The organism is Colwellia sp. 6_MG-2023 (assembly GCF_030547765.1).
Taxonomy (GTDB): Bacteria; Pseudomonadota; Gammaproteobacteria; order Enterobacterales; family Alteromonadaceae; genus Colwellia.
This window is the reverse complement of sequence record NZ_JAUOPP010000003.1, coordinates 96,968-117,086: the sequence shown is the minus strand read 5'-3', so window position 1 is coordinate 117,086 and position 20,119 is coordinate 96,968. Positions and strand designations below refer to the sequence as shown.

The window sequence follows — 20,119 nt, the reverse complement described above, 5'->3', positions numbered from 1 at the left end:
GTATGCGTAAAATACTAATAGCAGTATCCATTGTTTTCACTATGAGTGCTTGTACACATAAAGTAGAAGTTAGCGCAAAAGAGCCAATTACTATAAATTTAAATTTAAAAATAGATCATGAAATAAAAGTCAAAGTAGATAAAGAATTAGATGACATTTTTAGTGATGAAAGCGATGTTTTTTAGGGAGATATTATGAATAATGTAACGAAAAAATTAATAAAAAAATTAAGTGGTGTTCTTTTTATTTCAACAATCACTTTCTCTGCTTGGGCTATATCGCTAGGTGCAGCAAAGCAGCAAGGTTTAGTGGGTGAAATGTCTAATGGTTATTTAGGTGTTGTTGTGAATAGCCCTGAAGCTAAAAGCTTAGTTAATAGTGTTAATCAAAAACGTAAACAAATTTATATGGATTTAGCACGTAAAAATAAAATTACTATGGAGCAAGTGACGACGTTGGCGGGAAAGAAAGCATTAGCTAAAACAAAGCCTGGTCATTTTATAAAAAATACTTCAGGACAATGGATTAAAAAATAAGTTTTGGAAGGCAAAGGGAGCTAGCGTCCCTTTGCCCTGATATTGCTAGCCGTTTATTATGAATGATGTACTTGCTGTAAAGACAAAGAAAAACAGCTGCCTTGGCCTAATTCACTCTCAACAACTAGTTCAGAATTTAATATCTTGCTCAGTTTTTGACTAATGGCTAAGCCTAAGCCGGCATGCGTTGTATTATCTTCAATAGCATTACTTGCTCGATACCTAGCATCAAAAATATAGGCAATATCTTCTTTACTAATGCCCGAGCCGTTATCGGTTACTGCAATTTTTATTTTGTCTGCTAACTGATTAACAATAATTGCAACTTCTCCATTCTCTGTAGTATGTCTTATCGCGTTTTCCAATAAGTTTGTGATTATACGTTCAAGTTTGGCGATATCAGAATAAACTACAAAACGGCATTGTTGCGGCTGCAGGCTTAAACGAATACCTTTCTCTTGTGCTTTGAGTGAGAACTTAGCAATAATGTCATGTAGTAATTCACCAACAGCAAAGGTCTCAAGACTCACGGTTACTTGACCATCTTCTAAATGTGCTAATTCAAAGATTTGATCAATCAAGCGTTTTAATTGCATACCATTTCGTTGAGCTGTTGCCATATAATCAGCACGAGCAGATTCTGTTAATTTGTCACCCTTTATGACTATTGTTTCTATATATCCTTGCATAGTCGCTAATGGTGTACGCAAGTCATGAGATAAATGGGCTAATAGCTCACTTCTAACACGATCATTTTCAGTAAGTTGTGATAGTTGTTGGTTAATTTGATTAACCATGGCATTAAAGCTTGACCCAAGCATATGAACTTCATTGCTTTGAGGTTTTTTCCAATGTGTTAATTTAACCTTAGATTGATCAAATTTAACTTCGTTAATGGCTTTCATCTCATTTGCTAGTTGTTTTATTGGTGCTGTGAAGTAACGAAATACTGCTAAAAGAATAAGTAGAAGCAGTAATAAGGAACCAATAAAAATTGCACCAAACTGCTGTAAATGTTCATCACTTTTCACTTGGCTAAAAATAGAGTCGTATATTTCTCCGCCTATAATAATATATAAATATCCTTGTAAATTATCACCACGATAGATTGGTGCGGCTGAGAATATTTTTTGTTTATTTAAATGACGAGGATCATCACCTAGCACAGGCATAATGTCAGGGTTCGAGATTAAGTTAACTAAGGGGCTTAAGTTAATTTTCTGGCGCTTTATTTTGTTAGCATCAGCTGAATAAGTAATAATATTTCCAGCAGGGTCGAGAAAGTAAAACTCAAATGAAGGACCCAATAACATTAGCGTATGAAATAAGTTTTTTAATGCCGCTTTATCATAGACACCATCTTGTAATAGCGGATTATCATGTGCTAAATGTTCGGCAAGTTGACTATGTAATTTTTGCTCTGCTTGTAATTTTGAATGTTCAGCTAAGGAGTTGCTCCAATAAAAAAGCATAGATGCTAAGATAATGAAAGCACAGCACACCGATAATGCTAGCCGTTGATAAAGTGAAAATTTCATGAAGAACTCTTTAATTACTAATGGATGACTATAAAACGGCTGCAGAGTTTAGCTTGTAGCCAACCCCCCAAACTGTTTGAATAATTTGCGGCTCTGCACAGTTTTCTTCTAATTTATTACGTAAACGATTTATATGAGAGTTTACCGTGTGCTCATAACCACTATGATTATAGCCCCAAACACCATCAAGTAATTGAGCGCGAGAAAATACCTGATCAGGGTTTTTACACAAATAATCAAGTAATTCAAATTCTGTAGAAGTTAAATTAATCGCATTGTCTTTATAAGTTACTTGATGATAACGCTGATCAACTAATAGTTTCCCTATGCAAGTACTATGCTTTTGTGCTACCTCATCTTTTTTGTTTTCTTTAGGAACACTTGTTTGGTTTCTTTGAGAGTATGCTTGAGCTCGTCTTAATTGTGCCCGAACTCTTGCTTGTAATTCTCTAATACTAAAGGGTTTTGTCATGTAGTCATCAGCACCAAGTTCGAGCCCTAGCACTCGATCTGTTTCCGATGTTTTTGACGTTAGCATTATGATTGCCTGTAATGGTTTCTCTTGACGAATTTGTCGACAAATATCTAATCCATTGATGCCAGGAAGCATTACATCAAGCATAATTAGCTGGTAATTTTGCTTTAATGCCTGTTCAAGCCCTTGTTGTCCGTGACAACAAATATCACTATCAATATCTAACTCTGACAAATGCACTTGGATCAAGTTGGCAATATCATATTCATCTTCAACAATTAAAACGGTATCTTTCATATTACTGGCCAGTTAGTAGCGCAAGTTAATTTAACCTGATATAACTGGCCAAGTTCAACTTACTGTGTACGTGTGATAGTTAATTTAATCGCAGGGTTATCAAAACGATGCGCCTGAATTAAAACTGAGCTAGATAATCCATCGTCTTGACTGACAACACCTGAGTGAATAGTAACGAAGTCAACATCATCTCTTGCTTCATCAAAACCAGTACCGCCATCTGCTGGGCCAGGGATGGTTCCCATCGCTTCACTATTAGCTTCAGTACCTGCATCATAAACATTTAAGTTCCATGATTTTACGTCATCAATTGCCATTGTAGATATATCTATACCAGTTAGACCCGTAAAAGCATCATTTGTATTCACTAACATTGTTGCAGCAGTGAAATAAATAGCATTTCTATCTGTTGTTGTGATTGCGACAGTGTCCGCTGAGCCAGGTATAATAACTCCTTCGCCTGATCCAGAAGCAAGTACACTTGAGTCTGCTATTAATTGACTGTTATCACCACTTTCGGCTAATTGCTCTAAAGCTATTGAAGACGCTTCACCTGCCATCCACATTTTACTGTCACCATGAAACATAACTGCAAGTGGTGAAAGTGGTTGCGCATAAGTTAAATTAGTTACAGTAACTGAATAACTATATTCATCTGGTGTAGCCGGTGTTTCAATAACGGGGGCTGTATCATTATTGTCGCTACCACAAGCTGATAAAACTAATAATAAGCTTGATGCAATTATTCGTTTACTTTTTTTCAAAGTATTGGCTCTGGCGCTATTGTTATTTAAAGAAAAGTTCAACATATTTTTCTCCTTATTGAACAGTAATAGTTAATTTAGCAACAGGGTTTAACCAACGGTGGATACTACTGTTTAAATCGCTTTTGCCGCCATCAGCCATCTCATCACCCAAGTTACCGCGATGAATATGTATAGTTGTATTGCTCTCTGTATCAGTAACACCTGTCCCATTTGTGCCAGCATCGCCACCTGGTGCAGCTGGAATTCCTAATACTCCAGGAGCCGCGCCACCATTTACTAGTTCATTGTTGGCTTCAGTACCTGCATCATAAGCATTTAAGTTAATAGTGTAAGTACCAGCTTCAGTTGGAATTTTCCAACTATCTAAACCAACAAAACCATCATTTGAAGGTAAAATCATTGCTGCTAATGATAAATGCGTGTTAGTACTGTCATTTGTTAAAGTAAAAGTAGTTGATAAACCAGGAGCCAAAAGACCTGCCGCAGGGTTTTCATTAGTATTAGCATCGATATTTGATAATAAGCTAACTAAGCCTGATATATCACCACCTTCAGCCATTGCTTGTAGCTCTGCAGTAGCAGTAGTACCAGACATGAAAATATGATTGTCACTTGAGTGAGCAGATGTAACGATGGGGGTGAAATGTAAGCCTTGCGTTAAATTAGTGACTGTAATTGATAAATCTTGTGCCATAACCGCAGAGCTCGAAAATGCGATTGCGCTCACGCTAAGTAAAGTAGTTAATTTTTTAGATGCTATTTTCATGGTTCCGTATACCTTCTCTTAATATTTATATTTATGGTTTATTTTTAAACTCAGGAGAAAGTATGCAGGAGAGTTGTTGTGGGAAGGTCACAAAGTTATCACGGTTTCATTACTTAATTATCACAAAGTTATCACAGCGCTATTGAAAGATAATCGGGACAATTACTTGCTTTACTTGCTGAGGATTAAAAGGCTTTTGTACGCAATTTTCAATGCCTAATTCATTAATATGCATAAGGCTCTTATCGGTTAGTACTTTGCTCATTGCTATTATTTTAATATTACAGGTACTCGGCGTACTTTTTATTCTATTACACATCGAGAAGCCATCAATATTAGTCATCATTAAATCTAGCATTATTAAGTCAGGCTTGAATCGATGTAGTAAGTCGCCTGCATCAAAGCCATTATTTGCGCATATGATTGTTACGAAAGGTAGAGCGTTTTTTAGAGATTTAGCCAGCATATTTAAAAATTCTTTATTATCATCAATAATGAGAATTGTAAACGTAGTGTTAATATCTTTTGAATTCTTAGTTTTTGATAATAAAGGTAAAATATCATTTTTATCAAAACGTCGATGGCCGCCAAGTGTCGTTATAAAGGGTAAGCGCCCGATATTAGCCCAATGTCGTATAGTTGTTGGCACAACGTTTAATAATTCTGCCGCTTCAGAAGTTGTTAACAGGGATTTTTTTGTCATCTTCAAACCATACGTCATTGTAAGTTAATTCATTCTAACTCTCTGTTCAGCTTATATATTAACTTAGATCAATATAATGTGTTTTTATTTCATTTGTTGTAAAATATGGTGTGTTTTGTCGTTTTTGTCGTTTTACACGGATGAAGTAAATTAGTGTAAATAAATATACTTATACAACGAGAAGTCAAATGAATAAGAGAAATAAATCAATAATTAATGAAGAAGTTAATTTTCAGCAGGACGATGAGTTAGTTTCAACAACCGACAAAAGTGGTGTCATTACTTACGCAAACCCTGCTTTTTGTCGAATTTCTGGTTTTTCTCTTGAGGAGCTAGTAGGACAAAACCATAATATTGTTAGGCACCCTGATATGCCTGCCGTAGCATTTAAAGATTTATGGAAAAAGTTAGCGGCTGGTTTACCTTGGCGTGGTGCAGTAAAAAACTGTTGTAAGGATGGTCGTTACTATTGGGTTGATGCTTTTATAACGCCAATTTTTGAACAAGGTAGCCTTGTTGGTTATCAGTCTGTTCGAACAAAACTCAATGAAGAAACTAAGCTCAATGCAATTAAAGCTTATCAAGCCGTTAATAGCGGTAAATCACTGAACAAATGGTATGAAAATACTCTAATTAAAAACTTAGCCTACTGGGGAAGCAGCTTTGCAATTATATGCAGTGCATTATATTACCCATACACGATGTTTTTACTTCCTTTTATTCCCTTTTTTATATACAAAAACGAACTGATTAGTGTACCTCAATATTTTAGTAGGTTAACGCAAGAGTATGACAGCCTTTCTCGTGCTATATATTCAGGAAATAAACCACAAGGTATTGCTGATTTTCATTTCAAAATATCGGATGGAAAAATAAAAACAATTTTAGGGCGTATTTTTGATAGTAGTAAAATATTAACGTCAGGTGCTGTTAATTTATCTGAAGCTGCGAAAAAGGCGAAAGAAGGCACTGAAAAAGAAACTCATGAACTTCATCAAGTTTCAACTGCAGTAGAAGAAATGGTGGTCACTATTGAAGAAGTTGCTAAAAGTACAACATTCACCTCGCAAAAAGTTAATCAGGCACATAACGACTGTGAAACAGCTACTCATGCAATGCAGCATACGATGGATCAAGTTAACTTACTTGCCCAAGAAGTTGCTGAATCTGCTTCATCAGCCTCTGAACTCGCGAGCGAAGCAGAAAAAATTGGGAGTATTATGAATGAAATTCAAGGTATTGCCGATCAAACTAATTTATTAGCGTTAAATGCTGCCATCGAAGCAGCAAGAGCTGGTGAGCACGGTCGAGGCTTTTCTGTTGTTGCAGATGAAGTACGAGCTTTATCTAGTAGAACACATGCCGCAACAGAGCAGATACAAACATCTATTTCAGAAATTCAAAATACATTACTAATATGGTCCAAAACAATGGCCAAAGGCAAAGACTCTGCTGATGAATGTGTTGATAAAGCATCAGGAGCACGTGATGTGGTCAATAAGGTGTATGCACTACTTACCGATATATCTGATCTTACACTTCAAATATCAAGCGCATCAGAAGAGCAAAGTATGGTGTCACAAGAGATAAGCCGAAATATTATTAATATTAGTGATGCGTCTCAAGAAAACCTACAACAGGTTAATACCGTTGAATATGAAACAGACGAAATTCGTAGCCGTGCCGATGCGCTTGGTTCATTAGGGAAAGCGTTTACGAATTCGAACAGATAAGGTAATGATGAAATACGTAGAACTTCTTATGTCACTAACGGATAATGCTTTGCTTAATGATGCCTTAAATGTTGGTGATATGACACCACTAGTTGAAGATGGTTTTTATTCTTTAGCATCATTATTATCGATTGATAGCGCCGCCTTATGGTTGTTGAGTGAAGATAATAAAAGTTATAAATGTGAAGCTAATCTTTTTGATAGTAACCTCAGTGTAATAGCACCTAAATTAGTTAATAAAATAGATGATCCAGAGTTTTTCCGATTTTTAATGAGTACCTCTGAAGTTCTCATTGATAATGAGAATAGTCATACCTCTCTTGATCTGAATATAAATAAGATGGCACTGATTTTTAATGTCACTTCTATTTTGTTAATTCCCATTCACATCAAAGGAATAAATAAAGGTTTTATTTATTTAGGAGATAGTAAAAAGGCTATTCAATGGAGCACTGAAACTCTTTTTGTTTGTAAAATTTTAGTACAATTATTTAGCCGAGCGGTAATGGCTATAGATAAAAAAGTAGTAGAAAAGGAGTTATTACAGCAATATCAATTAATGAAGGAAATAGAGTCACTTGCTAAAGTCGGTGGTTGGGATTATGAAATATCTACAGGTAAAATTCATTGGACCGCAGAAACGTTTCGTATCCATGGGCTATCTGTTAACCATAATCTTGGTTTGAGTGAGTGTATTAATTTTTATAATGTCGAGGCTCAAAAATTAATAGAACAAAGCTTTAATTTAGCGGTGTCACAATTAAAACCTTATGTATTAGAGTTACCTTTTATTGATGGAAAAGGTCGCCATAAATGGGTAAGAACAACAGGTCAAATAAGAAATAACTCAAAAGGTATTGCGACACATATTTATGGCGCATTTGAAGATATTACGGAACAAAAACGATTACTTAACACGCAAAAATCAACAAGCCAAAACCTAAAAACTATCGTTGATAACTTAAATGACAGTATTGTCACTATTTCTAGTCAAGGGATTATTCGCTCTGCGAACCGAATAGTTGAAAAAACTTTTGGGTACACGCCTGAAGAATTAATAGGTAAAAATGTCTCAATGTTAATGCCTGAGCCATTTGCTTCTCGTCACGACAAATATATGAGTAATTATTTGGAAACAGGAGATGCAAAAATTATTGGTATTGGTAGAGAGCTACCAGCAATGAAAAAAGATGGCAGCACCTTTCCTATGGAGTTATCTATATCAGAAATATTAAATGCAGAAGAAAAGTTATTTATTGGTATTGTTCGAGATATCACTGAAAGAAAAAAAGCCGAAAAGGAGATTCATAAACTGGCCTATTACGATGAATCGACTGGAGTGTTGAATCGTTATTCTTTTGAACAAGCACTAGAGAAAAAGTTCGCTAAAACCTTATCAATGAATGAGAATTTAACTGTGTTCTTAGTAAACATAGATAAGTTTTCGCAAATTAATTTAGCTTATGGTGAGAAGATCGGTGATAAAGTTCTTAATGAAACGGCAGCAAGGTTAGCTGAGAGTTTAGCTAATGTTGGTGCTTTATATCGAAGTGGCGCAGATAGTTTTTATATTATTTTAAGCGCGAATGAACATGTTAGTAGTGATAATTCATCAATTCATTCCAATAAAATGTTAGCTGATTCCTTATTAGAAAGCGTTAGACAACCCATTATCATTAAAAAGCATTTAATCAATGTTCAAGCAAGTATTGGTATATTAAATACACCTACCGCAGAAATGAATTATATTGATATCAAACCTTTATTAGAGTTAGCCGTTTCTAATGCTAAAAATAATGGTGGGAATAGTTATGTGTTTTCAAATAAAAATGAAACACTTATTTTAAAACGATACTCTGAATTATCACTCGCGATGAAAAGTAAAAGTTTTGTCGACGAACTTGATCTGGCATTACAACCTCAATATTCAATAGCGGGAGATATTGTTGGAACCGAAGCTTTAGTAAGGTGGCGCTCACCAACATTAGGTTTTATCTCTCCAGCAGAGTTCATTCCATTAGCTGAACAAAATGGCGCAATTATCAAACTGGGTGATTGGGTAATTGAAAAAGTGTGTATGTTAATAGCGCAAAGACAAAAGTTTTCAGCGGAAGTGACTCCAGTTTCTATTAATCTCAGTGCCAAACAAATTGCTCAGCCCAACTTTAATCATAACTTGTTAGTTAAACTTGATAAGTACCAAATACCTTATTCAATGGTGATTTTAGAATTGACGGAAAGCGCGCTGATTGCAGACTTTGATCTTGTCATTAGTAAAATGCAGTCATTAAAAGAAAAGGGAATTAATTTTTCGTTAGATGATTTTGGGACAGGTTATTCAAGCCTAAGTTATATTAATCATTTACCTATATCAGAACTAAAAATTGATAAATCTTTTGTTGATAATATTATTAATGTTATTGATGAAGTTCCCATCATTAATAGTATTATTCATATGGCTAAGGCATTAAGTCTTATGGTAGTTGCGGAAGGGGTGGAAACAAAAGAACAACTTGAGTATTTATCTGAGCGTGGCTGTAACATAATACAAGGGTATTATTTTTCTAAGCCCTTAACGCCTGAACAATGGCTTAAAAACTGGCTCTAAAATATTTTATTGATCAGTATTTGAAAAGATAATTTACAAGTTTCAAATTAGTTGTTTTTTTCAAGCCATTGCTTAGGTGAAATCCCTAACTTTTTCCTAAAGACCCTTGCTAATGCCGAGCCATTTTCATAACCAACGGCATTAGCCACTATTGCTACAGGTTTATTTTGTTTTAATAATACTTTGGCGACATTAATGCGCCAATCAATTAAGTAATTTCCTGGACTTTGACCAACAGTACGTTTAAAAATATCTGCAAATTTTGAGCGTGACATTAATGCCAAATCTGCCAGTTCCTCTAACCCCCATTGTTTTTCAGGTGTTTCGTGTATAGCTAATAAAGCAGTTGATATATGAGGGTGAGCTAACCCTGCTAGTAAACCGTGTTGAATAATATTATTGTCGAGCACATGTCGAAGTATGTGAATAAGAAATATATTGGTTAATGACTCAATCATCGGTAGCCGCCCACATCGCTCTTGAAATGCTTCCTCGAATAACCATTGTGCCGTTTGGTTTAGCTTTTCACCGTCGTTAAGCTTAAATATTAATAACGATGGTAAGGCGTCTGCAATAGGGTTAGATGTATTCTCGTTATAAATAATATTGGCGCAAACGAGTTCAGGAGGATTTTCTTCACTGGCAATAATACGATGTGCATGAGGTGTGGGGATATATAGTACGGAGGGCTCATTAATGAACAATGATTTTCCATGTTCATCGATCAATGTTAACGCACCGCCCCGAAGTAAATGTAAATGACCTTGGTTTGGTGACTTGTTGAAGCTACTAATGCCACATAAATTGCCAGTAAAAAATACTGAGGTATTCATCGAAAAGCGTTGCAAGATAACTGATAGTTGATCCATTTTATTCTCTTTTAACTGTTTTGGACGATTGGGTTCAAAGTTTAGACTATGTCATTCCTTTAAGTTGATTGAAAGGACTATATTATTAACCAAGGAACAGATCCTTATTAATAGCTAACCTTAAATATTATATATCGGAGCAACAAAATGAAACTTTCAACAATCATCAAATCAACTTTTGCCAGTTCAGCTTTATTACTAAGTAGCCTAAGTTTTTCCGCAAATATTGAAGTAAATGTAAACGACAATGATATTGCGATTAAAGGCTATGACGCCGTTTCATATTTTACAAAAAGCTCTCCAACGAAGGGATCTAATAAATATACAGCCGCGTATAACGGTGCAATCTATCAATTTTCAACCGCTGATAATCGTGACTTATTTCAATCAGAGCCAGCTAAATATGCACCACAATATGGTGGTTACTGTGCGATGGGAGTCGCGATGAACAAAAAGTTTGATACAGACCCAACTGCTTGGCACATTCGTGAAGGTAAACTGTATTTAAATCTAAATAAAGATATACAAAAACAATGGGTGACTGATATTCCTGGTTATATCGATACCGCTCAAACGAATTGGTCTGGTATTAAAGGATTAACTGAAGAACAAATTGAAAAAGTATTTGATTAGTACTTAACCTGAACTCGGTTTAAGGTGTTTTTGTTAAGCCGAGTTTACTTATTGATAAGAAGAATTAAAGATGAAAAAGCTAACATTAACCGACTCTATTGATGAATTATTGCGAGAGAATGAATATTCATTACTTTATTTTACTGCGTCGTGGTGCGGTCCTTGTAAATCCATGTCTCCTATTGTTGAAGGAGTGTCTGGATTGATGAGTGATCGATTTAGCACGATTAAAATTGATGTTGATACTGTAGCACAAGTTGCTTCAGATTACGGTATACGTAGTGTACCAACATTAATGCTAGTGAAGGACGATGTAATTATTGATCAACGTGTTGGTGGTTTACCGCCACAACAATTAATGCAATGGTTAGAGCGGCTTACTTAATTATTATTTTATATCATTTAAAGCTTAGTTCAGGCGTTAATAAATAATGAGTAAGTCTAGCTGTCACCACTATATTTTACTGCTATTAAGGCACTATCCTTAACGAACTATTATTAAGAAAGTAACAGTAAAAGTTGGCTATGCTAGTGGTTGTATTATTTATGATTATTTATATGTTTAAGTGTGTTTTTTTTGTTACGAATTAACTTAAGGTCGTGTCGATAACATCAATACCATTTATTAATAATTCTGATATGGTAGCTGGTGCTTAACAATTAACATTAGTTGACTGATAAGGTGAGGTTAAGCCTTTGTTATCGTTTTTATGTTAGCTTTTGAATCGTATTTTTGTATGTGAAACTAATTATTAACTGAGGATGTAGTAGATGAGAAAAAAAGTAGAATTTCCTAGTCAAGGCCAATCCTTGGCTGGCTTATTAGAAACGCCAGATCAAGCAATACGTGCCTATGTTTTGTTTGCGCATTGTTTTACGTGCGGTAAAGATGTCGCAGCGGCTTCAAGAATTAGTCGCTTTTTAGTACAGCATGGTTTTGCTGTGTTTAGGTTTGACTTTACGGGGTTAGGAAACAGTGATGGTGATTTTGCGAACACTAATTTTTCCTCTAATACGGAAGATTTACTTTCGGCTGCAAAATTTTTAGAGCAACATTATGAAGCGCCACAATTATTAATAGGGCATAGTCTTGGCGGAGCGGCTGTATTAGCTATGGCTGACCAACTTCCAAACGTAAAAGCTGTTGTGACCATTGGTGCTCCGTATGAAGCAAGTCATGTAATACACAACTTTGATGCACATATTGAAACAATAGAGAATGACGGGCAAGCAAAAGTAAGCTTGGGAAAACGAGAGTTTACCATTAAAAAGCAATTTTTAGACGACTTACGTAATCAAACAACGGCTCATATTCAACACCTAAACAAGGCTTTACTCGTATTACATTCACCTATTGATTCAACTGTCGATATTGCTGATGCTGAGAAAATTTATAAAGCGGCTAAACATCCTAAAAGTTTTGTTAGCTTGGATACCGCTGATCACCTTTTATCCAAATCAATAGACAGTGAGTATGTAGCACAAACTATTTCGGGGTGGGCAAGTCGTTATATACCTATGCCTAAAATAGCAAATCAAAGTGTTAGCAAAGGGCATGTATTAGTTGCCGAGTTTGATCATAAATTCCAGTTAGATATATCTACTGATCATCACCATTGGTATGCTGATGAACCAACAGAGCAAGGTGGTAAAAATTCAGGCCCTGATCCTTATGAACATTTACTTGCTGCCTTGGGGGCTTGTACCGCGATGACTATTCGCATGTATGCTGATCATAAAAAGATACCACTCGAGCATGTAGAGGTCTCTTTATCTCATGTACGTGATTCTTTAAAAAGAGAGGATGGTACTGCTGCTGGGCATGATGAAAAGGTGGAAGCACTAATCCGTAAGGTACAATTATTAGGTCCACTAAGCGATGAAGAAAAAGAAAGACTGATGGAAATAGCTAACCGATGCCCTGTGCATAGAACATTACACAACAACCCGCAAGTTTTGACTACTTTAGTGGAGTAATGTTTATCTGATATGTTGTAGATTAGTCTTTGGTCTACAACCTTATCAGCTAAAGTTGCCCGTTAAGGCTATCAAGTTATAATAATCATTTCAGATCATTTAGGCTCGCTAAGCCAATTTATAACAGTAAAGATAAATGTTCATAGTCTATTGTTTAGCATTAGCAATACTAACGTCCAGTTCAACGTTAGTATTGCTAAAAATTAGCGTTGTTTATCTATTCTGACGGTACTGTTCTCTAAATAAATCATTCTCACTTTATCCGAAGAATGAAATGTCATTTGTGGATCTACATCTTGTATCACCATAAACTTTTTACCACTGTCGACCTCGATCATTAATTCAACCAAGCGTATTACGACTTTTTTAGGTTGGCTATGACGGTTATTTGCGGTTGAACCTCCAATAATAGCACCTAATATTGTTGCGACATCTCTACCACTACCACCGCCAAATTGATTACCAATAGCACCACCTATTAGGGCTCCACCAAAGGTATGCCAACCATTATTCTTATCTTGAATAAGCGTTTCATCAGTAATGTTACGTACTGATATTACGGTACCAAATAAAACTTTCTCAACAGGTACCGCTTTATTTCTATCGTAGTTGGCATAGCTATCATTGCTAAATAAAAATATGATAAATAAAACCAATATTTTAAGACTTGTTAATTTCATGATATTACTTGCCTCCTATCCATTATGCTACCAGCTTACAAACTCTTTTTCTTTCGTTTTACGAATTTCAGTTTCGTCAGCCCATTCTACTAAGCCACTTTTTAAATCCATCAGGCGCATAGTAAATTTATAATACACATCAGACTTATCTTTATTCGATTTAACAATACTGGCTAAATTTCCGTATAACATATATTGTGCGCCGACTTGCTGGCCAAAAGCGATAGCCTTACTGGTATCAACCATACCACTACTTTGTTGAAATTCAAGTTGTTCACGTACCGCAGCAACACGTCCCATATCAACAAAACGGAATTTACCTGAGCGTAATAGTTTGGTAGAAATAGAATCAGTAATTGATTCGGTGTCTATATGCTCGCTGGTTTTATTTTTGATGCTTTCTACAAAAATAATTGGGCGAGTATTGGCCGTTAATGTGCCAACAACGGGTGATAGTAATAAAGAGTCAGTCATTTGGCTGGCAACTTTCTGTAAATCAGTTGAGCCAAAGTTAATATCGGTAGTTTCTACCGCTGTGGCATCACCATATCGAACGACTGATTTATTGGTACAGCCACCTAGTGCTGCTATGGCAATACATAAGCTTGTTGCTAATACTATTTTATTCATTATTTTTTCCTTAATAACTTGTGTTGTTAATTAAAACTTAAAAAACTTTTTGGGTACTTCACGGACATAAATGCTAAAGGTCGACGCCTTGTTTGATGGCGCTAAGCCTGTGGCAGTTGCTGCTTGCATACCGTGTAATTCAAGCGCTTTCCATGGACTTTTTCCTACTTCAATAGCAAAACCATCTTGATCAAACCATTGCAATTGATACTGTAATTGTAATGATTTTTTATAAGTACTCGTTAAAATTGCGTTGACCTCTAATAAACCATTATTAGTGCGTGACTTGATATCGCTAATATATAGTTTTGAAGCAAGTTGTTTGTTGTCTATTTGTAAGTGTTCACTAAACGCTTGCTCTGGTGCTATTTGATTACTGCCAACACCTGAAGTAACCGGTGCTATGTTTTGACAAGCACTGAGCAAAAAAGTGCCCACTATTAAGGCTAAAATGGTGCGAGATTTATGGTTCATAAGTAAACTCCTAAGTTAGGTCTATTTTAGCATTATAAGTTACAATTTATACGCTAAAGATTATAGGTTTGATATTGATGAAAAGTACCTATAGCGGTTAATTTTATTAATGTAATTCTATTGGGATTAACTGATATCTCAACGGATTGGTTGACCCCATTTAAATTAAGCGAAATATTATGCTCACCTACCGGAAAGTCTAAGCGCATTATATGAATGCTATCAGGTAGTGTACTCCAACTTCGCGTGTCAGCTTTTTCTGTTGCAAGGTTATAAATACTAGCAAAAAGGTTTCCAAGCTCACCATTATTTCGCGATAGCTGTTGTCTAAGCTCTTCTTTGGCAACTAACCTAACTATTTGTCTGGTGACCATTGCGGGTAAATCATCTTTCAATTGTTTCGCGGCTAAGGATTGTAGCCTTACTATCTCTTGTGATTGATAACTTTTACCTTGGTATTGCAGGCTTAATGGTGAATAGCTCGTTAAGTAATTCTGGTAGCTAGGTAAAGCGACACTGTAAAAGCGCGTTTGATTGTAACGAGTAAAAATAGGTAAGTTGAGTGCTATTTCTTGTTTTGCTGCTACTATGCCATTTTCTGTAATTACAATAACTTGCCCATTGTTTTTTTTATCTAATTTGTTGTTTTTATTAATGATGGTGTCAGGTAACGTTGTTTTTAATAAACTTATATCAGCACTCATAGATAAGTTATTTGCTAATCGCCAAACATCTTGCTGTATATAGCTATTGTTAGGATAGATTTCCAAAGCTTTTTTGTAATCAATGTATGCATCATTACGTTGGCCTGCAGCTTCATAAAGTAAGGCTGATAAATAAAAAGTGTAAGCATTTTGAAAACCATTTTTAACATTACCAATAGCATTATTCATGGTTGGATATTTACTGTCGAGTTCGTTAATACTTAAACCTTGCGCTGACATTTGCTCTTGATTTTTTAAAATACTGTCAGCGTTACTCTTCAGTGCTTGCTCTTGTACTAAGTTAGCACGACGAACCTCTACCAGAGCACCGGATAAATCTTTTTGGGCTAAGTAATTAAGTGCTTGATAGGTATGTAGCATACTTTGCTCATAGAATGGAATATCATAACGAGTAGCGTTGTCATTACTCATTATTGCCGCAACATTTTCAACACCTCTACTAAGTTCAACTTTTGCAGAAAGCTGAGCTTGTTGAATGAGTTGGTATACTTGCTCAAAGTCAGTTTGACTTTGCTCAATATCTGTCGCTAAGAAAGCTAAACGGGCTTTTTCCAGTAAATGTAAATTATAGCTACTATCACCTGAGTTACGCGAAGGAATCAAGCTAATAGCTTGCTGAAAATTCCCTTGTTGTTGCGCCTGTTTTACTTCTCGCATTTGCTGATTGTAATTACTGAATAAGTCATTAAATGCACTGGTACTGCAAGCACTTAGTATTAGTGACAGGAGTATGAATATGATGATTTTTATAAAGGTTACTTTCATACGGTTAACTTATTTTTATCCTAGATCGTGAGCTACTTAGACATAAAGTACTATTTATTAGTTCAACCTAGTTTACTCCTGACTGGTATTATATAGAAAATAAAGCTGAATAATTACCTAAAAAATTACTTTAACGCGAACTATGGAGCAATACGCATATTATTCAGTATTCATAAAATTATACTTTCCTGATATTGGTTAGTTCTATCTAGAGTTTGCTTTATCGGTTAATGAGTAAACTCATTTACAGGTTAATACATGGTTTATTGATTTTAGTCATCAAAGTCACGTTCCTTGTTAGACAAATATTGACTTGCTTCAGCGTTGAATTAGAATTTGATACAAACGAATACACGAATAAAATTTCACTTACTCGATATACATTTAAGGTGTTTATACCTATGTCAGAAGAACTCAATAATTTAAAACAATCACAACAAAATAAAATTCGTTTTAATTGGCAAGATCCGCTGCTGCTAGAGTCATTATTAACTGAAGAAGAGCGTATGATACGTGATAGTGCTCATCAGTACTGCCAAGAAAAGTTAATGCCACGTATTTTATTAGCGAATCGGCACGAACGTTTTGATATTGGCATTATGAAAGAGCTTGGTGAATTAGGTTTACTCGGGGCAACTATCGATGAAAAGTATGGTTGTGCCGGGGTTAACTATGTAACTTACGGCTTAATTGCCCGAGAAATAGAGCGAGTAGATAGTGGTTATCGTAGTGCAATGAGTGTGCAATCATCATTAGTGATGCATCCAATACATGCTTATGGTAGTGAAGAGCAAAAAATGAAATTTCTTCCTAAACTGGCGAGTGGTGAAGCGATTGGTTGTTTTGGTTTAACTGAGCCTAATTCAGGTTCGGATCCTGCAAGTATGGCAACTAAAGCGATTGAGGTTGATGGTGGTTATCAACTTAACGGAAGTAAAATGTGGATCACTAATTCACCTGTTGCGGATATATTTATTGTTTGGGCTAAATTAAATGGTGTGATTAAAGGGTTTATTCTTGAAAAGGGAATGATTGGTTTAAGCGCCCCAAAAATAGAAGGAAAATTCTCATTACGTGCGTCAATCACCGGTGAAATAGTGATGGAGGATGTTTTTGTGCCAAAGGAAAATATGCTTCCTAAGGCTGAAGGGCTGTCAGGTCCATTTGGTTGTTTAAATAAGGCTCGATATGGCATTGCATGGGGGGCATTAGGTGCTGCAGAGTTTTGCTGGCATGGAGCTCGCCAATACACCCTCGATCGTGAACAATTTGGTAAACCGTTAGCTGCAACACAGCTTGTTCAGAAAAAATTAGCGGATATGCAAACAGATATTAGTGTAGGGGTATTAGCTTGTTTACAAGCAGGACGACTAATGGATTCAGGGCAATTAGCCCCTGAAGCTATCTCTTTAATTAAGCGTAATTCATGTGGTAAAGCATTAGATATTGCTAGGACAGCTAGAGATATGCATGGTGGTAATGGTATTAGCGATGAATTTCATATTATTCGTCATGTGATGAACTTAGAAGCGGTAAATACTTATGAAGGTACACATGATGTTCATGCACTCATTTTAGGTCGAGCTCAAACTGGTATTCAGGCGTTTTTTTAAGATTAAGCAAGTCATACTAATTAAAAATTTTTAGTGTAGAATAGTAGAAATATTATTGTAATTATATTTCTACTTACTTGTACTTTGAGACAGCATAAAGATGACCACACTTAGAAAACAAAATGAATCGAATTTGGTGTATGCTTTTAAGCGATTATTAAAAGGACAATGCTATGGTTCGCAAGGACAATTAGCTGAAGCGTTAGCTGAGCAGGGCTTTGAAAATATGTCTCAAGCTAAGATATCTCGCTTGTTATCTAAGTTAGGTGCAGTAAAAACACGTAATGCTAAAAATGAAATGATTTATATTTTACCTGATGAATTAGCTGTGCCAAAGTCGAAGCACTCTATTGAATCAGTAGTACTAAGTGTTAAACATAATGGTATGCAAATTATATTAAAAACAGGTATTGGCGGCGCACCTTTAATTTCCAGAATGCTTGACAGCATGGGTGAATCCGCGGGAATTTTAGGAACACTTGCAGGTGATGACACTATTTTTATTGCACCGGTAGAAGCGGAAAGAATAGAAGAAATATCACAATCGATTCGTACTTTACTTGGGGTTAATGCCAGTTAATATAAAGTGATAAAATTTAAAATTCATGATGGCTATCAATTTATAAACTCTTAATCGGCCAATTAACCTAACTCTAAATCTACTTAAATAGATTGCAATAAAGCCCAGAATAGCTCGTTTTTTTACCCTTTAAATAAAATAATAGCGAGTTATTCTCCTGTCATAATCAGCACTACTCTAGTAAGTTAACATCGTTTTAATTATCAGTTGAGTTATCATTGTTAATTAAACTAAGTTGATCAAAGTTATTATTTTATCCATACTCATATTCTCTGATTAATTATTTTTCAGGTTATCAATAAAGATGAAATATATATTTTATACTTTTTTAGTTTTCTTACCTATGGTGTTATGGGCGGAGCCCGTGATTCCGAAAAAAAATACTGTAATTGATTTAAAATTACCTGCTACCTCTAACCATGCTGCATATGCCAAAGAACTTTTAACACAAGCGTATGCATTAATAGATTATGAAATCAATTGGGTAAACTTCACTAGCTCACAGGAGTTAGAGCTTGTTAATAGTGGTCGATTAGCTGCAGCTATTGCAAGAAGTTCTATCATTGAAGGTCAATTCCCTAGACTGGTCAGAGTCCCCTATGAATTATTTGATTTTTCCCTACTTAAAGTGAGCGATAGGCGTCGCTGTGGTTATTGTTTAAATGAAGATATAAAGTCTATTGTTTATCCTAAAGGAGCTGTTTTATCCGTAAATTATGCAGAATCCTTACGTGATGATGTAGAAAAGTTAGGGCTGAATACCTCTAAATACCTGAATGAGATGATTTTAAAAAGACGAGCAGATTCTGTTTTAATCATGGATTTTTTATTATCTCCTGAAGTGTATGATAACCCACACTTTATTGTAGAGACAATTATGCATAAATATGATTATCACTACTTATCACCAAAATATAAACACTTAGCAAAACCACTTCTTGCCGCTTTTAAAACATTAGATGCCAATGGAACTGTGGCTAAATTACAACAAAAGTATAATATTAATTCTGTTTATCATTTAAGTGCACCACCTAAAGAGGTAAGTTTCATTTCAGGGACTTGGGATGATTATAGTAATGCTGATAGCAGTGGTATCTATTGGGATATTATTGAAAAGGTATTTAAGGATGACTTTACGCTGACTAAAAGTACCTCAATATGGGCTAGGGCCGTTCATTCTTTCGAGCAAGAGCAAGTTGATGTATTGATCGGTGCATATAAAACAGATGTGTCAGTTGACGCTCTTTTTTCTTCATTTCACCTTGATTATGAATATCCTCTTTATGCCTTTGCTCGTAATAACAATACGTTAGAGCGGATTAAACAAAAAGATACTACCTTGACTGCTTGTGTCGACTCAGGAAGTTCTTTACATAAACATATTGCGTTTATTGCGACAGATAATATTGTTGAGACATCATTTATACAATGCGAAACGTTATTAAAAAATGACAAAATAGATATTTTGATTGAGTATGATTATAACTTGGAGCCATCTACACAGGCTTTACCTAAGATGGTGTTAATAGAAAGCTCTCCTTTATTTCTAGTTTTTCATAACACAGAGAAAGGTCGATTTTTAAAATATTATTTCGATAAAAATATAGCAGAGTTAGCTAGAAATGGGGTTTTAAGAGAGATTTTTCCTGATCTGAGTTCTTTTAATAGGGCTCATATTCGTCCTTGAATTAACTGTTTGAAGTGATGATTATGTTCGTGATTAAGATATTTTAAACTTCTTGAAGCAAGC

At 35.3% G+C, this 20,119-nt stretch carries 20 protein-coding genes; 10 read left to right on the top strand and 10 right to left on the bottom strand.

The genetic code is table 11. The features are described from left to right. Window positions 1-2 precede the first annotated feature (2 nt). Together Q4503_RS03220 and Q4503_RS03215 are read left to right on the top strand one after the other, a co-directional pair. Entirely contained in the window at window positions 3-185 is a 183-nt protein-coding gene (locus Q4503_RS03220; protein WP_159818498.1) for a YnbE family lipoprotein, read from the top strand. 9 nt (window positions 186-194) lie between these two features. Then, entirely contained in the window at window positions 195-536 is a 342-nt protein-coding gene (locus tag Q4503_RS03215; RefSeq protein ID WP_303601366.1) for a YdbL family protein, read from the top strand. Window positions 537-592: 56 nt separating this feature from the next. Here Q4503_RS03215 and Q4503_RS03210 read toward each other — a convergent pair whose 3' ends face one another. From Q4503_RS03210 to Q4503_RS03190, 5 genes are all read right to left on the bottom strand, one after another. Next, window positions 593-2,074, bottom strand: coding sequence for a HAMP domain-containing sensor histidine kinase (locus tag Q4503_RS03210; RefSeq protein WP_303601365.1), 1,482 nt, complete (start codon window positions 2,072-2,074; stop codon window positions 593-595). 28 nt (window positions 2,075-2,102) lie between these two features. Beyond that, on the bottom strand, window positions 2,103-2,846 hold the full coding sequence (locus Q4503_RS03205) for a response regulator transcription factor (RefSeq protein WP_215973260.1): 744 nt from the start codon (window positions 2,844-2,846) through the stop codon (window positions 2,103-2,105). Between the two features lie 59 nt (window positions 2,847-2,905). After that, window positions 2,906-3,655 (bottom strand): spondin domain-containing protein, encoded by a 750-nt coding sequence (locus Q4503_RS03200; RefSeq protein WP_303601364.1) that lies wholly within the window; start codon window positions 3,653-3,655, stop codon window positions 2,906-2,908. A gap of 10 nt (window positions 3,656-3,665) precedes the next feature. Further along, on the bottom strand, window positions 3,666-4,379 hold the full coding sequence (locus tag Q4503_RS03195; RefSeq protein ID WP_303601363.1) for a spondin domain-containing protein: 714 nt from the start codon (window positions 4,377-4,379) through the stop codon (window positions 3,666-3,668). 139 nt (window positions 4,380-4,518) lie between these two features. Beyond that, window positions 4,519-5,082 carry a response regulator gene (locus tag Q4503_RS03190; protein WP_303601362.1) on the bottom strand — a complete coding sequence of 188 codons (564 nt, stop codon included), beginning with the start codon at window positions 5,080-5,082 and terminating at the stop codon, window positions 4,519-4,521. Window positions 5,083-5,270: 188 nt separating this feature from the next. On the opposite strand from Q4503_RS03190, the gene Q4503_RS03185 reads away from it, so the two are divergent. Then, on the top strand, window positions 5,271-6,815 hold the full coding sequence (locus tag Q4503_RS03185; protein WP_215973256.1) for a PAS domain-containing methyl-accepting chemotaxis protein: 1,545 nt from the start codon (window positions 5,271-5,273) through the stop codon (window positions 6,813-6,815). 4 nt (window positions 6,816-6,819) lie between these two features. Then, complete coding sequence (locus Q4503_RS03180) at window positions 6,820-9,423, top strand: GGDEF domain-containing phosphodiesterase (RefSeq protein WP_215973255.1); 2,604 nt, start codon at window positions 6,820-6,822, stop codon at window positions 9,421-9,423. A gap of 47 nt (window positions 9,424-9,470) precedes the next feature. Here Q4503_RS03180 and Q4503_RS03175 read toward each other — a convergent pair whose 3' ends face one another. After that, window positions 9,471-10,292, bottom strand: coding sequence for an AraC family transcriptional regulator (locus Q4503_RS03175; RefSeq protein ID WP_303601361.1), 822 nt, complete (start codon window positions 10,290-10,292; stop codon window positions 9,471-9,473). A 147-nt stretch (window positions 10,293-10,439) separates the two neighbouring features. On the opposite strand from Q4503_RS03175, the gene Q4503_RS03170 reads away from it, so the two are divergent. The 3 genes from Q4503_RS03170 (at window position 10,440) to Q4503_RS03160 (ending at window position 12,902) form a co-directional block, all read left to right on the top strand. Continuing rightward, window positions 10,440-10,925 carry a YHS domain-containing (seleno)protein gene (locus tag Q4503_RS03170; protein WP_215973253.1) on the top strand — a complete coding sequence of 162 codons (486 nt, stop codon included), beginning with the start codon at window positions 10,440-10,442 and terminating at the stop codon, window positions 10,923-10,925. Window positions 10,926-10,995: 70 nt separating this feature from the next. After that, window positions 10,996-11,310, top strand: a complete 315-nt coding sequence (locus Q4503_RS03165; RefSeq protein WP_303601360.1) for a co-chaperone YbbN — start codon at window positions 10,996-10,998, stop codon at window positions 11,308-11,310. A 386-nt stretch (window positions 11,311-11,696) separates the two neighbouring features. Further along, entirely contained in the window at window positions 11,697-12,902 is a 1,206-nt protein-coding gene (locus tag Q4503_RS03160; protein WP_303601359.1) for a bifunctional alpha/beta hydrolase/OsmC family protein, read from the top strand. A 203-nt stretch (window positions 12,903-13,105) separates the two neighbouring features. Here Q4503_RS03160 and Q4503_RS03155 read toward each other — a convergent pair whose 3' ends face one another. The 4 genes from Q4503_RS03155 to Q4503_RS03140 are packed head-to-tail and all read right to left on the bottom strand — an operon-like array spanning window position 13,106 to window position 16,176. After that, window positions 13,106-13,582: a glycine zipper 2TM domain-containing protein gene (locus tag Q4503_RS03155; RefSeq protein WP_303601358.1), complete on the bottom strand. Its 477-nt coding sequence runs from the start codon at window positions 13,580-13,582 to the stop codon at window positions 13,106-13,108. A gap of 27 nt (window positions 13,583-13,609) precedes the next feature. Next, on the bottom strand, window positions 13,610-14,212 hold the full coding sequence (lpoB, locus tag Q4503_RS03150; RefSeq protein WP_303601357.1) for a penicillin-binding protein activator LpoB: 603 nt from the start codon (window positions 14,210-14,212) through the stop codon (window positions 13,610-13,612). A gap of 30 nt (window positions 14,213-14,242) precedes the next feature. Then, complete coding sequence (locus Q4503_RS03145) at window positions 14,243-14,686, bottom strand: YcfL family protein (protein WP_303601356.1); 444 nt, start codon at window positions 14,684-14,686, stop codon at window positions 14,243-14,245. A gap of 53 nt (window positions 14,687-14,739) precedes the next feature. Next, the gene (locus Q4503_RS03140; protein WP_303601355.1) at window positions 14,740-16,176 is read right to left on the bottom strand and encodes a COG3014 family protein; all 1,437 of its coding nucleotides are present in this window, start codon (window positions 16,174-16,176) and stop codon (window positions 14,740-14,742) included. A gap of 401 nt (window positions 16,177-16,577) precedes the next feature. Between Q4503_RS03140 and Q4503_RS03135 the strand changes: the two genes are divergently transcribed. The 3 genes from Q4503_RS03135 to Q4503_RS03125 all read left to right on the top strand — a co-directional run bounded on the left by Q4503_RS03135 (window position 16,578) and on the right by Q4503_RS03125 (window position 20,056). Beyond that, entirely contained in the window at window positions 16,578-17,789 is a 1,212-nt protein-coding gene (locus Q4503_RS03135; RefSeq protein WP_303601354.1) for an acyl-CoA dehydrogenase, read from the top strand. A gap of 100 nt (window positions 17,790-17,889) precedes the next feature. Next, window positions 17,890-18,369, top strand: a complete 480-nt coding sequence (argR, locus tag Q4503_RS03130; protein WP_159818530.1) for a transcriptional regulator ArgR — start codon at window positions 17,890-17,892, stop codon at window positions 18,367-18,369. A 364-nt stretch (window positions 18,370-18,733) separates the two neighbouring features. Further along, entirely contained in the window at window positions 18,734-20,056 is a 1,323-nt protein-coding gene (locus Q4503_RS03125) for a hypothetical protein (protein ID WP_303601353.1), read from the top strand. Window positions 20,057-20,119 lie beyond the last annotated feature (63 nt).